Source organism: Streptomyces regalis, assembly GCF_001509475.1.
GTDB lineage: Bacteria > Actinomycetota > Actinomycetes > Streptomycetales > Streptomycetaceae > Streptomyces > Streptomyces regalis.
Map to the genome: position 1 here is coordinate 35,347 of NZ_LLZG01000390.1, position 19,503 is coordinate 54,849.

Annotated in this window: 19 protein-coding genes; 16 read left to right on the plus strand and 3 right to left on the minus strand. The window is 70.7% G+C overall.

Features of this window, described 5'->3' with window-relative positions; all coding sequences use genetic code 11:
- Window positions 1-20: 20 nt before the first annotated feature.
- Window positions 21-668, minus strand: a complete 648-nt coding sequence (locus ADL12_RS40745) for a ThuA domain-containing protein (protein ID WP_062712908.1) — start codon at window positions 666-668, stop codon at window positions 21-23.
- A gap of 143 nt (window positions 669-811) precedes the next feature.
- Here ADL12_RS40745 and ADL12_RS40750 point away from each other — a divergent pair, with 143 nt between their 5' ends.
- The gene (locus tag ADL12_RS40750; protein WP_062712910.1) at window positions 812-1,837 is read left to right on the plus strand and encodes a DUF5954 family protein; all 1,026 of its coding nucleotides are present in this window, start codon (window positions 812-814) and stop codon (window positions 1,835-1,837) included.
- A gap of 85 nt (window positions 1,838-1,922) precedes the next feature.
- On the plus strand, window positions 1,923-2,555 hold the full coding sequence (locus tag ADL12_RS40755) for a VOC family protein (RefSeq protein WP_062712913.1): 633 nt from the start codon (window positions 1,923-1,925) through the stop codon (window positions 2,553-2,555).
- Between the two features lie 86 nt (window positions 2,556-2,641).
- Here the strand turns inward: ADL12_RS40755 and ADL12_RS40760 are convergent, their stop codons facing one another.
- The gene (locus tag ADL12_RS40760) at window positions 2,642-3,622 is read right to left on the minus strand and encodes a helix-turn-helix transcriptional regulator (RefSeq protein WP_062712915.1); all 981 of its coding nucleotides are present in this window, start codon (window positions 3,620-3,622) and stop codon (window positions 2,642-2,644) included.
- 80 nt (window positions 3,623-3,702) lie between these two features.
- Between ADL12_RS40760 and ADL12_RS40765 the strand changes: the two genes are divergently transcribed.
- Window positions 3,703-4,554 (plus strand): NmrA family NAD(P)-binding protein, encoded by an 852-nt coding sequence (locus ADL12_RS40765; RefSeq protein WP_062712916.1) that lies wholly within the window; start codon window positions 3,703-3,705, stop codon window positions 4,552-4,554.
- 607 nt (window positions 4,555-5,161) lie between these two features.
- Here the strand turns inward: ADL12_RS40765 and ADL12_RS40770 are convergent.
- Window positions 5,162-6,313: a YihY/virulence factor BrkB family protein gene (locus tag ADL12_RS40770; RefSeq protein WP_079052545.1), complete on the minus strand. Its 1,152-nt coding sequence runs from the start codon at window positions 6,311-6,313 to the stop codon at window positions 5,162-5,164.
- Between the two features lie 136 nt (window positions 6,314-6,449).
- Here ADL12_RS40770 and ADL12_RS40775 point away from each other — a divergent pair, with 136 nt between their 5' ends.
- The 13 genes from ADL12_RS40775 to ADL12_RS40835 all read left to right on the plus strand — a co-directional run.
- The gene (locus tag ADL12_RS40775) at window positions 6,450-8,084 is read left to right on the plus strand and encodes an acyl-CoA dehydrogenase family protein (RefSeq protein ID WP_062712920.1); all 1,635 of its coding nucleotides are present in this window, start codon (window positions 6,450-6,452) and stop codon (window positions 8,082-8,084) included.
- 333 nt (window positions 8,085-8,417) lie between these two features.
- Window positions 8,418-9,707: a GAF domain-containing protein gene (locus ADL12_RS40780; RefSeq protein ID WP_062712921.1), complete on the plus strand. Its 1,290-nt coding sequence runs from the start codon at window positions 8,418-8,420 to the stop codon at window positions 9,705-9,707.
- Window positions 9,708-9,865: 158 nt separating this feature from the next.
- On the plus strand, window positions 9,866-11,155 hold the full coding sequence (locus tag ADL12_RS40785) for a hypothetical protein (protein WP_062712923.1): 1,290 nt from the start codon (window positions 9,866-9,868) through the stop codon (window positions 11,153-11,155).
- A gap of 93 nt (window positions 11,156-11,248) precedes the next feature.
- A complete protein-coding gene (locus ADL12_RS40790) occupies window positions 11,249-11,821 on the plus strand; it encodes a GNAT family N-acetyltransferase (protein WP_062712925.1) in 573 nt (190 codons plus the stop codon).
- 125 nt (window positions 11,822-11,946) lie between these two features.
- Window positions 11,947-12,030, plus strand: a complete 84-nt coding sequence (locus tag ADL12_RS58210; protein ID WP_310591794.1) for a putative leader peptide — start codon at window positions 11,947-11,949, stop codon at window positions 12,028-12,030.
- A gap of 128 nt (window positions 12,031-12,158) precedes the next feature.
- A complete protein-coding gene (locus tag ADL12_RS40795; protein ID WP_062712927.1) occupies window positions 12,159-13,856 on the plus strand; it encodes a nitrite/sulfite reductase in 1,698 nt (565 codons plus the stop codon).
- Window positions 13,853-14,041 carry a hypothetical protein gene (locus tag ADL12_RS40800; protein WP_062712929.1) on the plus strand — a complete coding sequence of 63 codons (189 nt, stop codon included), beginning with the start codon at window positions 13,853-13,855 and terminating at the stop codon, window positions 14,039-14,041. Before ADL12_RS40795 ends, ADL12_RS40800 begins: the two co-directional genes overlap by 4 nt.
- Window positions 14,038-14,748 carry a phosphoadenylyl-sulfate reductase gene (locus ADL12_RS40805; RefSeq protein ID WP_062712931.1) on the plus strand — a complete coding sequence of 237 codons (711 nt, stop codon included), beginning with the start codon at window positions 14,038-14,040 and terminating at the stop codon, window positions 14,746-14,748. The genes ADL12_RS40800 and ADL12_RS40805 overlap by 4 nt, the downstream gene beginning before the upstream one ends.
- Window positions 14,749-14,811: 63 nt before the next feature.
- Entirely contained in the window at window positions 14,812-15,348 is a 537-nt protein-coding gene (cysC, locus tag ADL12_RS40810; RefSeq protein ID WP_062712933.1) for an adenylyl-sulfate kinase, read from the plus strand.
- Complete coding sequence (gene cysD / locus ADL12_RS40815; protein ID WP_062712941.1) at window positions 15,345-16,292, plus strand: sulfate adenylyltransferase subunit CysD; 948 nt, start codon at window positions 15,345-15,347, stop codon at window positions 16,290-16,292. Before cysC ends, cysD begins: the two co-directional genes overlap by 4 nt.
- A gap of 2 nt (window positions 16,293-16,294) precedes the next feature.
- Window positions 16,295-17,629: a sulfate adenylyltransferase subunit 1 gene (locus tag ADL12_RS40820; protein WP_062712944.1), complete on the plus strand. Its 1,335-nt coding sequence runs from the start codon at window positions 16,295-16,297 to the stop codon at window positions 17,627-17,629.
- Between the two features lie 222 nt (window positions 17,630-17,851).
- Entirely contained in the window at window positions 17,852-18,952 is a 1,101-nt protein-coding gene (locus ADL12_RS40830) for an aliphatic sulfonate ABC transporter substrate-binding protein (protein WP_062712948.1), read from the plus strand.
- 49 nt (window positions 18,953-19,001) lie between these two features.
- Window positions 19,002-19,503, plus strand: a 502-nt coding sequence (locus ADL12_RS40835) for an ABC transporter ATP-binding protein (protein ID WP_159053453.1), incomplete at its 3' end; no start/stop codon positions are given.

The following is a 19,503-nucleotide window of genomic DNA, read 5'->3' on the forward strand; positions in this document are numbered from 1 at the left end:
AGTGGCCCTCCGTCGTGCTTCTAAGCCAGTTTCGCCGCCCAGTTGATCCCGCCGAGCAGGTGGGCGCGGAAGTCCGGATCCTCGTACGCCTCGGCGGCATGTCCGAGCGCCGTGTAGAAGACGCGCCCTGCCCCCTGCTCACGGCACCACACCAGCGGATGGTCCTCACCCATGCCGCCACCGTCGTACGACGACTCGTCGGCGCAGGCCAACACCCGTACCGCGCCCCGGGGGTTGGTGCGGAAGTCGTACCACTCGTCGACGAAGTCCCATACGGCGGACAGGTGCCGGGTGGCCGGATGGTCGGCGTCCTCCACGACCACCTTGCCGGGCTGGTATTCGGGGTGCCGGTCGAACCGCGCGCCCAACAGCTCGCCGTAGTACGGCCAGTCGTACTCGGTGCAGGCCGCCGCGTGTACGCCGACGAAGCCGCCGCCCGACTCGACGTACGCGGCGAGCCGCTCGCGCCCGGCGGGAGTGAGCACCTCGCCGCTGGTGGAGAGGAACACGACGGCCGCGTAACCGTCGAGGGTTTTCTCGAAGGCCGCGAGATCCTCGGTGTGGTCCACCTCGAAGTCGCCGATGGTGCGGACGGCTTCGACGCCGGCCGGGATGGAGTCGTGCCGGTAGGCGGTGGTGCGGGTGTGGACGAGGAGTCGTGCGGCCATACGGCCGAGCCTAGGCGAGCTGAGGGCTCGGTCCCACTGCTGCCGGTGATCCGAAAATTTCGGATCACCGGGACACTCCAACAACCCGGGTTGTTGGGTCGCTTCACGCCCACACACACTCCCACCCCGGCAACAATGTGTGCATGACCCATGACTGGCAGCAACAGATCCACGCCCTCCACGACGAGTTGATCCGCCGTGACGACCCCGCCGCCTGGGTGCGGGAGGCCGACGCGGTGGATGCCTCCGTGCTGTATCCCGGGTTCGCCCTGCGTGGGCCGGTGTTCGGGGTCGCCGTACAGGATCCGGCGGTGGGGCCCGAGTGGCGGGTGCTGAAGCCGGTCGTGAACGGGATGCCGCAGATGTGCCGGGACTCGCTGAACACCTATCTGTGGTTCCGTGCGAAGGACGACACCGACGATCCGGCCGTACGGCGTGAACTGCTCGCCGCCGTGGACGTGTTGGACCGGGAGCCGGTGAACGAGGTCGAGGCGTGCGGGGCGCGGTACCGGATCGTGCGCGGAGACGAGTTCACGCGGTGCGACGGCGACAACCGTTTGGAGCCGCCTCGGCCCACCGACCCGGAGCCCGCGGAGCGGACCTGGGACCGGCGCGCCGACCACACCCCCTCCCCCGACCTGGACTTCGTCCTCGACCCGGAACGTGTGGAGGGCGGCCCGATGACGGGCGCCCTGCTGGCGGCGCTGCGGGACTTCGCGTACCGGGGCGTGCGGTTCCCCTTCGACCTGCGCAGGGACTCGGAGCGGGCGGTGCGTTCGCACCCGCAGGTCGTGCTGTTGCCCACGTGTTTCGGCGTGGTCGAGCGCGAACGGACCGGCTGGGAGCCGGCCCTCGCCCTCCAGTCCACCCCGCACGACGCACGGCGCGTGCTCTACGACGCGATGGGCGAGATGTGGCCCATGCTCTACAAGTTCGACGACGAGAAGAAGGCCGTGTACGAGAAGGCGGCCGAGGAGTTCCGGGCGCTGGAGCGCGCCGACGAGGCCCGTGTGGCGGGCCGTGTGTTCCGGGTCTGCCGTGCCGAGCGCCTGCTGCGCATGGGTCCCGACGGTCCGGAGACCCCGCGCCCGTCGGACGTCGACGAGTACGGTCCGATGAAGATCCATCCGACGCTGCTGGAGGACGGCACCGTCGTCTTCGACGAGTGAGGCCGCTTCGACGAGTGAGGCCGCCGGTCCGTCCTGGCGCACAGGTGTTCCATAATGCAGGCTGCTCTGCGTAGCCTCGGCTGCGATGAACGCCATCCCCGCGCTCCTGGACCATCTCGTCCTCGCGACCCCGGACCTGGCCGCCACGGTCGCCGACTTCGCCCGACGCACCGGCGTCACCCCGGCCCCGGGCGGCGTGCACATCGGGCTCGGCACCCGCAACTATCTGGTGTCCCTGGGCAGTACGAGCTACCTGGAGATCATCGGCCCGGATCCCGAGCAGTCGGCGCCCGGGCAGCCCCGCCCCTTCGAGGTCGACGGACTCACCACCGCGCGCACGGTCACCTGGGCGATCAGCCCGCCCGACCTGGACGCGGCCATCGCGGCCGCCCGGGCCCAGGGGTACGACCCCGGCCCGGCGCAGGCGATGAGCCGCCGCAGACCCGACGGCACCCTGCTGCAATGGCGGCTCACCGACGGCGACGACGCCCACCCCTCCGGCCTGGTCCCCTTCCTCATCGACTGGAGCGCCACGGTCCACCCCACCGCCTCGGACCTGCCCACCACCCCGCTGCTGTCCCTGTCCGCGAGCGCCCCCGAGCCGGACGAGATCCGGCCCCTGCTGGCGGCACTCGGCACGGACCTCGACCTCACGACGGGACCGGTGGGGATGTCCTTCACGGTGGACACGCCTCTGGGACCGGTGACCTTCCACTAGGCGCCCGACAGGCCGTCCGGCGGGGGTCCGGCGGGGTGTCTGTCCCGCAGCCGGCAACAAGCTGCACCCCAACGGCGATTCCCGCCCTACCCCACAGCCACCCGCGCCCGATGCTCCTGCGGGCTCACTCCATAGACCCGCTTGAACGCACTGGACAGAGCAAACGCGCTCCCGTAACCCACCCGCCGCGCAATGGCATCCAACGTGTCGTCGGTATCGCGCAGCGCATCCGCCGCCAGCGCGAGCCGCCACCCCGTGAGGTACGTCATCGGCGGCTCCCCCACCAGTTCCGTGAAGCGGCGGCCCAGCGCGGCCCGGGACACCCCCGCCTTGGCGGCCAGCGAGGCCACCGTCCAGGGGTGCGCGGGGTCGTCCTGGACCAGGCGCAGGACACGGCCGACGACCGGGTCCGCCAGTGCCCGGTACCAGGCCGGGGCCTCTGCCTCCGGGCGGGAGAACCAGGCCCTGAGCGCGGCGATGACCAGCAGGTCGAGCAGGCGGTCCAGGACGACCTCCTGGCCGGGTTCGTCGCGGACGATCTCCTCCATGAGGTAGGGCGTGAGGGGGCAGTTCCACACGTCGGCCGTGAGCAGCAGCAGCGGCGGCAAGGCGTTCAGCAGCCGCCCGCTGATCTCGCCCTGCCACAGATACGTGCCGATCAGCATCACGGCCGAGCCGTCGAGCCGGTCTCCCCAGGTGCGTACGCCCAGGTCCATCGAGCCGTTGAGGGAGCGGCCGTCGGGGTAGCGGCACTCGGCGCCCGGGAGGATCAGGGCCTGGGGCGCGGTGGCGGGGTCGTCGGCGCAGGTGTAGGGGTCGGGGCCGCGGGCGATGGCGAGGTCGCCGGGGCGCAGCCGGATCCTCCCCCAGCCTTCGGCCGGGGGGACCCCCATCTCGCTTCGCTCGCCCTGGTCCGGGATCACCCAGGCTTCGCCGCGGACCATGACCATGACGGTGAGCGGGGCGCGGTCCTCGATGCGGATGGACCAGGGCGGCTCGAAGCACGCGCGGATCATGAAGGCGCCACGCGCGCGTGGACCCTCCAACAGGCCTGCAAGGGCGTCCATGCCGTCAGCGTAGACGTCCGCGCATGGGAATGAGCCGTTCAGCGATGGGCTGTTGGGGAGCGCGACCGTTGACTGGAGGCATGACGGAAAACGCAGCCGACACGGCGAACACGCAGCGGATGACGGTAGTGGTGACCGGTGCCTCGGGTCGTACGGGGAGCCGGGTGGCGCAGGCGGCGCGCGGGGCGGGGCTCACGGTGCGGGCCGCGTCCCGGGCGCAGGGCTTCGACTGGGAGGACCCGACGACGTGGGCGGAGCTCCTGCGCGACGCGGACGCGGCGTATCTGATGTACCCGTCCGACATCGGCTCCCCGGCAGCGGCCGAGGGCATCGGCGCGCTCGCCCGGAAGGCGGTCGGGCTCGGCGTACGACGGCTGGTGCTGCTGTCGGCCCGCGGCGAGGACCAGGCGCTGCCGGCCGAGGAGGCGCTGAAGTCGTCCGGCGCGGACTGGACGATCGTACGGGCGACGTGGTTCTCGCAGAACTTCAGCGAGGGGCCCCTGGTGGAGGGGATGATCCACGGAGAGCTGGTGTTTCCGGCGGGTGAGGTCAAGGAGCCGTTCGTCGACGTGCGGGACATCGCGGACGTCGTGGTGGCCGTGCTGACGTCCGGGGACCGGTATGCGGGACGGACGCTGGAGCTGACCGGGCCGCGGCTGCTGTCCTGGCGTGCGGCGGTCGCGGAGATCTCCGAGGCGACGGGCGCCACGATCACGTACACGCCGGTCCCGGTACGCGCCTACGGCGAGGCCCTGACCGGCTTCGGCGTCCCGCCCGAGGAAGTGGACCTCCTGATGGAGGTCTTCGAAGCCCTCATGGACGGCCGCAACGCCCATGTCACAGACGACGTCCGCGAGGTGCTGGGCCGGAAGCCACGGGACTTCGACGACTTCGCGCGGGAGGCCGCGGCGGCAGGGACATGGAAGGCGTGAATGATCGGCCGCTGCCCGAGCCCGACTCACCACGGACGACAACACCCACCACCGCCACCTCCACTCTCCGCCCCGAGGTCGCTGAACCTCAACACCGCTCATCCGATCCCCTCACCCCCGGCCACGCACGACGTCCGCGAGGTGCCGGGCCGGGCCAGGCGCCACGGAACATCGGCGACTTCGCCAGGAAGGCCACGACGGCGGGGACGTGGAAAGCGTGAACGGCCGGTCACCGGCACCCGGCATCGCCCGAGCCAGACTCTCCACGGGCGACAACACCCACCCCTGACACCTCCGCTCAACGCCACGAGGTGACTGAAACTCAACGCCGCTCAGCCGATCCCCTCAAGCCCTGCCCTCGCCGGTCGGTCACCGGCGCCCGGCGTCGCCTGAGTCCGGCTGCCCGCGGGGTGCGAGACCCGGCGCTGACACCACGGCTCTCCGCCGCGAAGGCGCTCAGTCGCGGCGACAACTCAGCCTCGACAGCGTTCAGCCGTGGCTCCGCTCAGCCTCGACGGCGTTCACGGGCGACGGCGCTCGGCCGCGACGGCGGAGTCTGGCAGCGCCGAGCGCCTGGCGCCGGGACCCCGCCGGCTGGCAGCCCCCGTCAGCCCCTGTCCTGGTTCTCCGGCTTGTGCGGTGGATGGGGGTGCGTGCTCTTCACATGTGTCCGCAGCCGGGAACCCAGGTCCTCCGGCGGCAGGAAGCGGGACCACCGCTCCGGGAACTCCGACGGCATGTCCGGGTCGTCGGGGTCCGGGTCGCGGTGCGCCGCATGGCGGGCCACGTACTCGGCGACCTGGGCCTCGCGCATCCGCTCGTTGGCCGCGCGGGCCGCGGCCGTCGCGGCGGCCGGCCAGACCCGGTCGATCGCGGCGTTGACCGCGGCCCCGACGAGCACGGCGAACGCGGACACACCGATCCACAGCATCACGGCGACGGCGGCGGCGAGGGAGCCGTAGATCGACGCGCCCTCGATCGTGTTCGTCAGGTAGATGCGCAGCAGGAAGCTGCCCAGCACCCACATGCCGAGGGCGACCAGCGCGCCGGGCACGTCCTCGATCCAGGGCGAGCGGACCGGCACGGACACGTGGTACAGCGTCGTCAGGAACGCGATCGACAGGACGATCACGACCGGCCAGTACAGGACCTGCACCAAGGTCTCCGACCACGGCACGATCCGCACCACCGCGTCCGGTCCCGCCACCATCAGCGGCAGCGCCACCGAGCCGATCAGCAGAGCCGCGATGAACAGCGCGAACGCCACCAGCCGGGTCTTGACGATGCCCCGGACGCCGTCGAGGCCGTACATCACGGTGATCGTGTCTATGAAGACGTTCACCGCGCGCGACCCCGACCACAGGGCGAACAGGAAGCCGACGGAGATGACGTCGGGGCGGCCGCCGTGCATCACGTCGTCCAGGATCGGCTGGGCGATCTGGCGCACGCCCTTGTCGGACAGGACGGTGCGGGAGGCCTCGATGAGGTTGGCCTCCAGGCTGGAGATCGTGTCGGTGCCGGTCCAGTCGTCGACGTAGCCGAGGAGGCCGATCATGCTGAGCAGCAGCGGCGGCACGGACAGCAGCGTGAAGAACGCGGCCTCGGCGGCCAGGCCCAGAATGCGGTACTCGATGCAGGAGTTGACGGTGTCCTTGATCAACAGCCAGGCGGTCCTGCGTTTCGAGACGTTCCGGTAGAGGACACGCGCCCGGTGGAGACGACCGGAGGTCCGCTGGGGGGATTCACTTGCTGGCTGCACGACCTAAAGGTATCCGCCGTACGAGGGCGCACTCATCGCGGCGCCGGGTGCGCACCCTCGCCACCTGCCCGCTCCCCCGCCCCGGTGCCGTGTCAGGGTGGAGACCACTGCCCCACTCAGGGATAGGTTCACAGGTATGGCAGGCAGCACGCACACCGTGACCAACCAGCCCCCGCCCCTGGTCGGATACGACGTCTACACCGCCGACCGGGCCCTGACGGCAGCCGTCGAACGTCACCTCGCCCCGGAGCTGCTGGACGAGGCCCGAAGCGAGCTGGCCGCGCTCGGACGGACCTCCGGATCGGCGCAGGTGCAGGAGTGGGGGGCGCTGGCGAACGCGAATCCGCCGCAGCTGCGCACGCACGACCGCTACGGCCGCCGTATCGACGAGGTCGAGTTCCATCCGTCCTGGCACCGGCTGCTCGGCAAGGGCGTCGCGGCGGGGATGACCGCGGCCTGGGTGCGGCCGGGCGGGCATGTGCGGCGGGCCGCGGCCTTCCTGATGTGGACGCAGGTCGAGGCCGGCAACGGCTGCCCGCTGTCCATGACCCACGCCGCGGTACCCGCCCTGCGCACGGAACCCGACCTCGCCGCCGAGTGGGAGCCGCGGCTGACGTCCATGATCTACGACCGCGAGCTGCGGCCCGCCCGGCTCAAGGCCGGCGCCCTGTTCGGGATGGGCATGACGGAGAAGCAGGGCGGCAGCGACGTACGCGCCAACGCGACGGCCGCGCGCCCGCTCCCCGACGGCGAGTCGTACGAGCTGACCGGGCACAAGTGGTTCTGCTCGGCACCCATGTCGGACGGGTTCCTCGTGCTGGCGCAGGCTCCGGGCGGGCTCTCCTGTTTCCTCGTGCCGCGCGTGCTGGAGGACGGCAGCCGCAACCCTTTCCTGATCCAGCGCCTCAAGGACAAGCTGGGCAACCGCTCGAACGCCTCCAGCGAGGTCGAGTTCGACGGGACGTGGGCACGCCGGGTCGGTGACGAGGGGCGCGGGGTGCGCACCATCATCGAGATGGTGGCGGCGACCCGGCTCGACTGCGTACTGGGGTCTGCCGGCCTGATGCGGCAGGCGGTCGCGCAGGCGATCCACCACTGCGACCACCGCGAGGCGTTCGGCGGCAAACTCGTCGACAAGCCGCTCATGCGCAACGTCCTCGCCGACCTGGCCGTCGAGTCCGAGGCGGCGACCACTCTCGCGCTGCGGCTCGCGGCCGCCTACGACGACGGCGGCGAGCAGGAGCGGGCGCTGCTGCGGATCGCGGTGCCGGCCGCCAAGTACTGGGTGACCAAGCGGTGCACGCCGCTGACGGTCGAGGCGTCCGAGTGCCTGGGCGGCAACGGGTACGTCGAGGAGTCCGGGATGCCCCGGCTGGTGCGCGAGTCGCCCCTGAACTCGATCTGGGAGGGAGCGGGCAACGTCCAGGCACTGGACGTCCTGCGCGTGCTGCAACGCGAGCCCCAGGCCTTCAACGCCTATCTGCAGGAGGTAGGCAAGGCCCGCGGCGCCGACCACCGCCTGGACACGGCGATCAAGGCCCTGCTGACGGAACTGGCCGACCTGGAGGGCATCGAGGCCCGCGCCCGCCGCCTGACCGAGCGACTGGCCCTGGTCCTCCAGGGCTCACTGCTCGCCCGCTTCGCACCCCCGGAGGTCGCAGACGCGTTCTGCGCGTCCCGGCTGGGAGGCGACGGAGGCACGGCCTTCGGCACACTGCCGGCAACTCTGAACCTGCAGTCAGTGGTGGATCGGTCCAGGCCGCAGGCCTGACCCCAGGGGCGCGGGGAACTGCGCGACCAGCCACAACCAGCCCGCAGACGCCAACGAAACGCCAATCGGCACCCCCCATGGCGCAACGCGGCCCAACCGCCGGAGGCAAGGGGTGGTGCTGCGCCGACACGGCACCACCCCCGCCATGGCCCGTTCGAGGCCGCGAACGCCGCTCGGGACGGCGTTGCTCAAGTTTCAACCAGGCCAGGACGGTCCACCAGGGTTGCAAGGGGTTGCAACTTGTTGGTGTCTGAGTGCGGAGTGTGTCCCTCCACGAGCGACGGACGGCACTATGAGACGCACAGTCAGTATGAGTCGAACCGGGAGGAACCCGTGGCGCTCTCGCCGACGGACATGACGCAGCTCGCCGCCGTGGACTCGGCGCGGGCGGCGCGAGTACTCAGCGAGGTCCGCTCCGCCAAGCTCTCCGGACAGCGCGCGCCCGTCGCGCCGCGCCCGGTGATCGAGCAGTCCTGGGAACGCATGCTGCGCAGCGGCGTCGATCCCGACCACGACTTCCGGTCCGGGCTGCTGTCCCGTGAGGAGGTGCAGCGGCGCCGGGAGGACACCACGCTCAGACATGTGCTGCCGGTGCTGCGGGAGGGGCTGCTGTCGGTCGCGGACGTCGCCCACCACATCATGGTCGTCGCCGACGACGAGGGCCGGGTGCTGTGGCGGGAGGGCAACTCCTCCGTGCTGCGCAAGGCCGACGGCCTCGGCTTCGCACTCGGCGCCGACTGGCGCGAGAGCGTCGTCGGCACGAACGGGGTGGGCACTCCGGCGGTGGTGCGCCGGCCCGTGCAGGTCTTCGCCTCCGAGCACTTCCAGCGCTCGCAGACCTCCTGGACCTGCACCGGCGCCCCCATCACGGATCCGCGGGACGGCCGGCTGATCGGCGTGGTGGACGTCAGCGGGCCGCTGGAGACCATGCACCCGGCGACGCTCGCCTGGGTCGACTCGGTGGCCAAGCTCGCCGAGGCCCGGCTGCGCGAGCGGCATCTGACCTCGCTGGAACGGCTGCGCGCGGTGGCGGCGCCGGCGCTGGCCCGGCTGGCCGGCCGGGCCCTGGTGGTGGACCGGGACGGCTGGACCGCTGCGGTGACCGGGATGCCGTACCCGCGTCGGATCGCGCTGCCCAAGTCCCTCGCGCCGGGCCGACGGTGGCTGCCCCCGCTCGGCGTGTGCTCGGTGGAGCCGCTGGCCGGCGGCTGGCTGCTGCGGATCGCCGACGAGCCGGGGCCGCCCGGGGCGACGCGGATCGCCCTGGACCTGACGCAGGCGCGCCGCTGGTCGGTGACGGTGTCCGGCAGCGCGGGTTCCTGGAGCCATGAACTGAGTCCCCGCCACGCCGAGTTGCTGTATCTGCTGGCGCTGCACCGCACCGGCCGCAGTGCGGCGGGGCTGGCCGAGGACATGTTCGGCGACGCGGGGCGCACGGTGACCGTGCGCGCCGAGATGTCGCGGGTACGGCGCTATCTCGGGGGGTTCCTGGAGCATCGGCCGTACCGCTTCCGCGAGGACGCGGAGATCGAGGTGCTGCTGCCGGACGACCCACGCGATCTGCTGCCGCACTCGACGGCGCCCGCGGTGACACGGGGACGGATCTCGGCCGATCTGCCCTGAGTCCGACCCGTCCCCGAGTGGCATCTTCCGCATATTTGCAGGGTCTTAGTCCGCAAGCGTGCCCGACTGCCGTAGCATCCCTCTACGAGCCACCCCACCTGCTCTTTTGGTCAACACGCAGACCAATGGCCGCAGTTGGCTCGCCTCGGGAGGTTTTGATGAAGCACCGCGGCAGACACCGTCGACGCAAGCAGGGCCGTGCGGCGCGCGCGTTCCTGGCCGGAACCGCCCTCGCGCTCACCGCAGCCGCCACGATGATCAGCGCCTCGCAGGCCACGGTCGGCGACAACCCCGGGGCACTGGAGCCTCTCACCAGGGCCGCCGACACTCGTGCGCTCCGGCTCCAGGAGCAGTTGGTTCCGCAGGCCACCCTCGACGAACTCGCTTCCGGGATGGGCAAGCCGGTCGGTGTCCGTGCCGTCCTGGAGAGCGCCGACCGCAGCCTGCGCACCGCGTCCGAATGTACGGCCACCGAGCGCACCGCGCTGCCGGTCGCGCCGACCGCCACACGCGCGTACTGCTGGGACGCCGCCGACACCCGGGCCTGGCGGGCGGGGGCGGTCACCACCTCGGGGGACGCCGACGACGACGGCTGGTGGAACGACAACCGGGTGCTCCTTTCCGGCTGGAGCCAGAGCACCGCCGACCGGGGCCTCGCCCGGGTCTCCTTCGTCGACGCGGGCAACCTGGCCCGCCTCAGGTATGCCTCGGCCCTCCTCGTCGTCCCGGTGGACGGCGGACGCGACTACCGTGCCCTGACCTCCCGCCTCTCCGGCATGGTCTGGTACCAGGACAAGCTGCTGGTCACCACCGCCGACGGCCTGTACGTCTACGACATGAACCGCGTCCAGCGCACCACCGTCGACAGCGCCGCGGTGGGCCGCGTCGGGGCCGGCTGGTCGGCACACGGCAACCGCTTCGTCCTGCCGGCCATCGGCTCGTACCGCCTGACCGGCGGGAGCGCCGCTCCCCGTCTCGGCGCCATCTCGCTCGACCGCAGCACGGCACCCGACAGCCTGGTGGCCGGCGAACGGACCGCGGCCGACAGCGACCGGCACGCCCGGCTGTGGCGTTACGACTTCAGCACGGACCCGGCCCGCCCCGGCCTGCCGGCCACCGACGCCACCGGATCCGCGCACGCGGTCGAGGCGTATGAGACGGAGGCGTCCGGCATCAGGGGCCTGCTGTCGCACCGGGCGACCGGGACGGACCGCACCGACTGGTACCTGGGCCGCGCACCGGGCGCCACGGACCGGCACGGCAGCCTCTGGCGGCAGGACACCGAGGGCGCCGAGGCGACCCGCTGCGGCTCGGAGGAGGCCCCACGCTGCTGGGGGGTCCAGGCCGGCCCCCTGTCGTACTGGGAGTCGACCGGTGAGGTGTGGTCCCAGTCGGGTCAGATGCTGTTCGCCGTACCACTGGAGTCGATCGACCGGGCGCTGGACTGACCGACAGGGCACCGGACTGACCGACAGGGCACTGGGCTGGCGATCACGGACGCCGATCGACAGATCGGCCACCCGGATGATTCCCTGACCGTCATGACCAACATCCCCGTGACCACCTGGTCCCTGGAGCAGACCTCCCCCACCGACGTCCTGCCGGCCGCCGCGCCGGAGGGCGACGTGCGGATCGTGCGGTCGGAGGTGCCCTCGCCCGAGTTCAGCCGGTTTCTGTACGCGTCGGTGGGCGGGGACATTCTCTGGCTGGACCGGCTCGGCTGGACGTATGCGCAGTGGCAGGAGCATCTGGCGCGGCCGGGTGTCGAGACGTGGGTCGTCTACGACCGGGGGACGCCCGCGGGGTATGTGGAGCTGGAGCCGCAGGACGACGGGGTCGTGGAGATCGTCTACTTCGGCCTGATTCCGGCTTTCCGTGGACGCCGGATCGGCGGGCACCTGCTGGCGTACGGCGCCGCCCGCGCCTGGGACCTCGCGGAGCGCTGGCCGGGGCTGGCGCCGACGAAGCGGGTGTGGCTGCACACGTGCAGCAAGGACGGGGAGCACGCCATGGACAACTATCTGCGCCGTGGCTTCAAGCTCTTCGACACCAAGGTCGAGGAGGAGGCCGAGGCGACGCCGACCGGCCCGTGGCCGGGGGCGTACCCTGGCTGACCTGGACAGAAACGGCCCAAATGGGCATGTGACCGACAACACTCGTGTCTCGCTCTACGGGACAAGGATGTCCGCATGATGGACGAAGCTGGACTGTGTCCAGATTGCCGTGACACGCTTCCGTCATGTCTGGAACTGGAATTGCCTTGGTGAGTCGACGGCACGTCGACCTCGGCCGCATGTCCAGCGCCATCTGTCCGGCGCGCTGACAGCTCCGCAGCGCCCGACATCTCCCTCTTTTTGCTTCATTCCTGCGCAATGACGCGCACGTATGCCCATGCGCCCGTACGCGCAGGTCAGAGCCGCTTTCCCGCCTGTCCCGAAGGACGTAACAACCATGGCCGCCACCCCGCAGAAACCTGCCGCCGCGACTCCCCGCCGCAAGGTGAGCCGTCACCGCGGTGAGGGTCAGTGGGCTGCGGGACACTACACCCCGCTCAACGGCAACGAGCAGTTCAAGAAGGACGACGACGGTCTCAATGTGCGGACACGCATTGAGACGATCTACTCCAAGCGCGGCTTCGACTCCATCGACCCGAACGATCTGCGTGGCCGTATGCGCTGGTGGGGGCTGTACACCCAGCGCAAGCCCGGGATCGACGGCGGCAAGACCGCCATCCTGGAGCCGGAGGAGCTGGACGACAAGTACTTCATGCTGCGGGTGCGCATCGACGGCGGTCGCCTCACCACGCAGCAGCTGCGGGTGATCGGCGAGATCTCGCAGGAGTTCGCGCGTGGCAGCGCGGACATCACCGACCGGCAGAACATCCAGCTGCACTGGATCCGCATCGAGGACGTGCCGGAGATCTGGGACCGGCTGGAGGCCGTCGGGCTGTCCACCACCGAGGCCTGCGGCGACTGCCCGCGCGTCGTCATCGGCTCGCCGGTCGCCGGTATCGCCGAGGACGAGATCATCGACGGCACCTGGGCGATCGACGAGATCCACGACCGGTACATCGGCAGCAAGGAGTTCTCCAACCTGCCGCGCAAGTTCAAGTCGGCGATCTCCGGTTCCCCGCTCCTCGACGTGGTCCACGAGATCAACGACATCGCGTTCGTCGGCGTCGAGCACCCCGAGCACGGCCCCGGCTTCGACCTGTGGGTCGGCGGCGGCCTGTCCACCAACCCGAAGATCGGCGTCCGGCTCGGCGCCTGGGTCCCGCTGGAGGAGGTCCCGGACGTCTGGGCGGGCGTGATCGGCATCTTCCGCGACTACGGTTACCGGCGGCTGCGGACGAGGGCCCGTCTGAAGTTCCTCGTAGCCGACTGGGGTCCGGAGAAGTTCCGCCAGATCCTGGAGGACGAGTACCTCAAGCGGAAGCTGACCGACGGCCCCGCGCCCGCCGAGCCCACCGAGCGCTGGCGTGACCACGTCGGTGTGCACCGGCAGAAGGACGGCCGTTTCTACGTCGGTTTCGCGCCGCGCGTCGGCCGTGTCGACGGCGCCACGCTCACGAAGATCGCCGAGGTCGCGGAGGCCCACGGCTCGAACCGGGTCCGGACCACCGTCGAGCAGAAGATGATCGTCCTCGATGTCGAGGAGGCGCAGGTCGAGCCGCTGGTCGAGGCCCTGGAGGCGCTGGACCTGACCGTCAAGCCCTCCCCGTTCCGGCGCGGCACCATGGCCTGCACCGGCATCGAGTACTGCAAGCTCGCCATCGTCGAGACCAAGGCGCGCGGCGCCGCGCTGATCGACGAGCTGGAGCGCCGTATCCCGGACTTCGACGAGCCGCTCACCATCAACCTCAACGGCTGCCCGAACGCCTGCGCCCGTATCCAGGTCGCGGACATCGGTCTCAAGGGCCAGCTGGTTCTGAACGACAAGGGCGAGCAGGTCGAGGGCTACCAGGTGCACCTGGGCGGCGCGCTCGGCCTGGAGGCCGGCTTCGGCCGCAAGGTGCGTGGCCTGAAGGTCACCTCCGACGAGCTGCCCGACTACGTCGAGCGGGTCCTCAAGCGCTTCCAGGACGAGCGTGAGGACGGCGAGCGGTTCGCCACCTGGGCCGCGCGCGCCTCGGATGAGGCCCTCTCATGAGCGAGCGAGCCGCCCCCTTCTACTGCCCCTACTGCGGCGACGAGGACCTCCGGCCGAGTGAGGCCTTGGAAGGCAGCCACGGCGCGTGGGAATGCGCGGCGTGCAACCGCGCATTCCAGTTGAAGTTCCTCGGGCTGCTCGCCCGGGGCCTGCAGCACAACGACGCAGGGGGAGACGGGATATGACCGCGATTCAGGAAGAGCGCACGACCGAGGATCTGAAGGCGCTCGCCGAGCAGGCGGGCCGTGACCTGGAGGACGCCTCCGCGCTGGAGATCCTCCAGTGGGCGGTCGACACCTTCGGCAAGCGCTTCTGCGTGACCTCGTCGATGGAGGACGCGGTGGTCGCCCACCTCGCCTCCCGCGCGAGGCCCGGCGTGGACGTCGTGTTCCTCGACACCGGCTACCACTTCGAGGAGACCATCGGCACCCGAGACGCGGTCGAGGCCGTGATGGACGTCAACGTCATCACCCTCACCCCGCGCCAGACGGTCGCCGAACAGGATGCCCAGTACGGCCCCAAGCTGCACGACCGCGACCCCGACCTGTGCTGCAAGCTGCGCAAGGTCGAGCCGCTGGAGCGAGGCCTCAAGGGCTATGTGGCCTGGGCGACCGGGCTGCGCCGCGACGAGTCCCCGACCCGGGCGAACACCCCGGTCGTCGGCTGGGACGAGAAGCGGCAGAAGGTCAAGATCTCCCCGATCGCCCGCTGGACCCAGGACGACGTGGACGCCTACGTCACCGAGCACGGCGTCCTCACCAACCCGCTGCTGATGGACGGTTACGCCTCCGTCGGCTGCGCGCCCTGCACCCGCCGGGTCCTGGAGGGCGAGGACGCGCGCGCCGGCCGTTGGGCGGGCCGCGCCAAGACCGAGTGCGGGCTGCACGGCTGACCCATGACCGAGTTTTCTGCGTTGACAGCGTTTACAGCGGATTCTGCGAGTTTGGAGAACCACGTGACGAGCGGAGCCACCGTCTGGCTCACGGGTCTGCCGAGCGCCGGCAAGACCACCATCGCCTACGAGCTGGCCGGCCGGCTCCGCGAGGAGGGCCATCGCGTCGAGGTGCTCGACGGCGACGAGATCCGCGAGTTCATCTCGGCGGGCCTCGGCTTCAGCCGCGAGGACCGGCACACCAACGTGCAGCGCATCGGCTTCCTGGCCGAACTGCTCGCCCGTAACGGCGTCAAGGCGCTCGTCCCGGTGATCGCGCCCTACGCCGACAGCCGTGACGCCGTGCGCAAGCGCCACCAGGAGAACGGGTCGCCGTACCTCGAGGTGCACGTGGCCACGCCGGTCGAGGTGTGCTCCGTACGCGATGTGAAGGGTCTGTACGCCAAGCAGGCCGCGGGCGAGCTGACCGGACTGACCGGGGTCGACGACCCGTACGAGCAGCCCGAGTCGCCCGACCTGCGCATCGAGTCCCAGAACCAGACCGTGCAGGAGTCCGCGGCGTCGGTGTACGCCCTGCTCAGCGAAAGGGGACTGGCATGACGACGACCGTCGCCACGGTGAAGGGGGGCGAGGATGGCACGGACTCGCCGTACGCCCTCTCGCACCTGGATGCGCTGGAGTCCGAGGCGGTGCACATCTTCCGCGAGGTGGCGGGCGAGTTCGAGCGGCCGGTGATCCTGTTCTCCGGCGGCAAGGACTCCATCGTCATGCTGCACCTGGCGCTGAAGGCATTCGCCCCGGCCGCGATCCCCTTCTCGCTGCTGCATGTGGACACCGGGCACAACTTCCCCGAGGTCCTCGACTACCGGGACCGTGTGGTGGCCGCACATGGGCTGCGGCTCCATGTGGCCTCCGTACAGGACTACATCGACCGGGGTGTGCTGCGCGAACGCCCCGACGGGACACGTAACCCGCTGCAGACGCTGCCGCTGACGGAGAGGATCCAGAGCGAGAAGTTCGACGCGGTGTTCGGCGGCGGGCGCCGGGACGAGGAGAAAGCGCGGGCCAAGGAGCGCGTCTTCTCGCTGCGGGACGAGTTCTCGCAGTGGGACCCGCGCCGCCAGCGGCCCGAGCTGTGGAACCTCTACAACGGCCGCCACGCGCCCGGCGAGCACGTCCGCGTCTTCCCGCTGTCCAACTGGACCGAGCTGGACGTGTGGCAGTACATCGCCCGCGAGGGCATCGAGCTGCCGGAGATCTACTTCGCGCACGAGCGCGAGGTCTTCAAGCGGGCCGGCATGTGGCTGACCGCAGGTGAGTGGGGCGGGCCGAAGGACGGCGAGACGGTCGAGAAGCGGCTCGTCCGCTACCGGACCGTCGGCGACATGTCCTGCACCGGCGCCGTCGACTCGGACGCGGTGAGCCTGGAGCAGGTCATCACGGAGATCGCCGCATCCCGGCTCACCGAACGCGGCGCCACCCGCGCCGACGACAAGATGTCCGAGGCCGCGATGGAAGACCGCAAGCGCGAGGGGTACTTCTAAGCATGAGCACGACGACGACCGAGGAGCTCTCGGCCACCACCCTGCTGCGGTTCGCCACCGCGGGCTCCGTCGACGACGGCAAGTCCACCCTCGTCGGCCGGCTGCTGCACGACTCCAAGTCGATCCTGACCGACCAGCTGGAGGCCGTCGAGCGCGCCTCCGCGAGCCGCGGCCAGGACGCCCCGGACCTCGCGCTGCTGACGGACGGCCTGCGCGCCGAGCGCGAGCAGGGCATCACGATCGACGTGGCGTACCGTTACTTCGCCACGCCCCGGCGTCGGTTCATCCTGGCCGACACGCCGGGCCATGTGCAGTACACGCGCAACATGGTCACCGGCGCTTCGACGGCCGAGCTGACGGTGATCCTGGTCGACGCCCGCAACGGCGTCGTCGAGCAGACCCGCCGGCACGCCGCCATCGCGGCTCTGCTGCGCGTGCCGCATGTGGTGCTGGCCGTGAACAAGATGGACCTGGTCGACTACCAGGAGTCCGTCTTCGCCGCGATCGCCGAGGAGTTCACGGCGTACGCGCTGGAGCTGGGCGTCCCGGAGATCACCGCGATCCCGATCTCGGCGCTGGCCGGCGACAACGTGGTGGACCCGTCCGCGAACATGGACTGGTACGGCGGGCCGACCTTCCTGGAGCACCTGGAGACGGTCCCGGTCACCCACGACCTGAGCCACTGCCACGCCCGGCTGCCCGTGCAGTACGTGATCCGCCCGCAGACCGCCGAGCACCCCGACTACCGGGGTTACGCCGGCCAGATCGCCGCCGGTTCCTTCCGCGTCGGCGAGTCGGTCACCGTGCTGCCGTCGGGCCGTACGTCGAAGATCTCCGGCATCGACCTGCTGGGCGAGCCGGTCCGCATCGCGTGGACCACCCAGTCGGTGACCGTGCTCCTCGAGGACGACATCGACATCTCGCGCGGCGACCTGATCGTGCCGACCAAGGACGCTCCGGCGACCACGCAGGACATCGAGGCCACCGTCTGCCACGTCGCCGACGCCCCGCTGACCGTGGGCCACCGGGTGCTGCTCAAGCACGGCACCCGCACGGTCAAGGCGATCGTCAAGGACATCCCGTCCCGGCTCACGCTCGACGACCTGTCCCTGCACCCGCACCCGGGACAGCTCGTCGCCAACGACATCGGCCGGGTGAAGATCCGCACCGCCGAGCCGCTGCCGGTCGACTCCTACGCCGACTCGCGCCGCACGGGCTCGTTCATCCTGATCGACCCGAACGACGGCACGACGCTCACCGCGGGCATGGTCGGCGAGTCGTTCGCCTCGCCGGAGCCGGTCAAGGACGAGGGCGACGACGACGGGTGGGACTTCTGACATGAAGACCTCCGACTTGAAGAGCGTCGACTACTACTCCACGTTCGCGAAGGAGGGCGGCCGCGTCGGCAGCGGCGCCCTCGGCAGCGGGCAGGGCGGAGTGTCGCGATGTGTGCGCTGACCCGCGCGCACCGTATGCGTGCCGCTCCGGACGAACCCGCCGACCTCCCGGCCGCGACCTGGTAAGGGCGTGAGAGCCGGGCCACCGAGAGGAACCCCTCCGTGCCTGCCACCCCCGACCTGCGCCGGACGCTCGCCGTCCTGGCCGCACTGCCGCTGCTCGCCCTCGCGGCCTGCGGCTACGGCTCGCAGGCCAAGGAGAACACCGAGCAGGCCATAGCCGGGGCGCCCAAGGTCGACGGCCTGGACTCGGTGAGGATCGGCTACTTCGGGAACCTCACCCACGCCACCGCGCTGGTCGGCCGGCAGGAGGGGATGTTCCAGAAGGAGCTGGGCGGCACGACGGCGCAGTACATCCCGTTCAACGCCGGTCCCTCGGAGATCGAGGCGCTGAACTCGGGGTCCATCGACATCGGCTGGATCGGTCCCTCCCCCGCCATCAACGGCTACATCAAGGCCAACGGCAAGAACCTGCGGATCATCTCCGGTTCGGCGTCGGGCGGCGTGAAGCTCGTCGTCAACCCGGAGAAGATCAAGTCCCTGAAGGACGTCAAGGGCAAGAAGATCGCCACGCCGCAGCTTGGCAACACCCAGGATGTGGCGTTCCTGAACTGGGTCTCCGAGCAGGGCTGGAAGGTCGACGCGCAGAGCGGCGAGGGCGACGTCTCCGTCGTCCGCACCGACAACAAGGTCGTCCCGGACGCCTACAGGTCCGGTTCGATCGACGGCGCGTGGGTTCCTGAGCCGACCGCGTCGAAGGTGGTCGCCGAGGGCGGCAAGGTGCTCCTCGACGAGGCGGACCTGTGGCCGGACAAGAAGTTCGTGATCACGAACGTCATCGTGTCGCAGAGCTTCCTGAAGGATCACCCGCAGGCCGCGGAGGCCGTGCTGCGTGCCTCCGTGAAGATCAACAAGTGGATCGGCGACAACCCGGAGAAGGCGAAGGCCGCGGCGAACGCCCAGCTGAAGGCCGACACCGGCAAGGCGCTGCCGGCCGACGTGCTCGACCCGGCGTGGCAGTCCATCCAGGTCACCGACGACCCGCTGGCGGCCACGCTCGGCACCGAGGCCGAGCACGCGGTCAAGTCGGGGCTGCTGCAGAAGCCGGACCTGACCGGCATCTACGACCTGACGCTGCTGAACAAGGTCCTCAAGGCCGACGGCAAGGACGAGGTCGACGACGCCGGACTCGGCGCGAAGTGACGTCGTGAGCAAGGCACTGATCCCGATGAGTTCCCAGGAGGTGACGACCATGGCAACCGCCCTCGCCAAGGCCGCCGACACGGTGGTGTCCGTGGAGCACGCCGCGCGCATCGACCACGTCTCGAAGTCGTTCGCCGGTCCCGCCGGGCAGCAGCTCGTGCTGGACGACATCACGCTCGACGTCGCACCCGGCGAGTTCGTCACCCTCCTCGGGGCGTCCGGCTGCGGCAAGTCGACGCTGCTGAACCTGGTGGCCGGGCTGGACAAGCCCAGCGCGGGCAGCATCACGACCGACGGCCGGCCGGCGCTGATGTTCCAGGAGCACGCCCTGTTCCCGTGGCTGACCGCGGGCAAGAACATCGAACTCGCCCTCAAGCTCAGGGGCGTGCCCAAGGCCGAGCGGCGCGAGCGGGCCGAGGAGCTCCTCGAACTGGTCCGGCTGAAGGGCGCGCACGGCAAGCGGGTGCACGAGCTGTCGGGCGGGATGCGCCAGCGCGTCGCCCTGGCCCGTGCGCTCGCCCAGGACAGCAAGCTGCTGCTGATGGACGAGC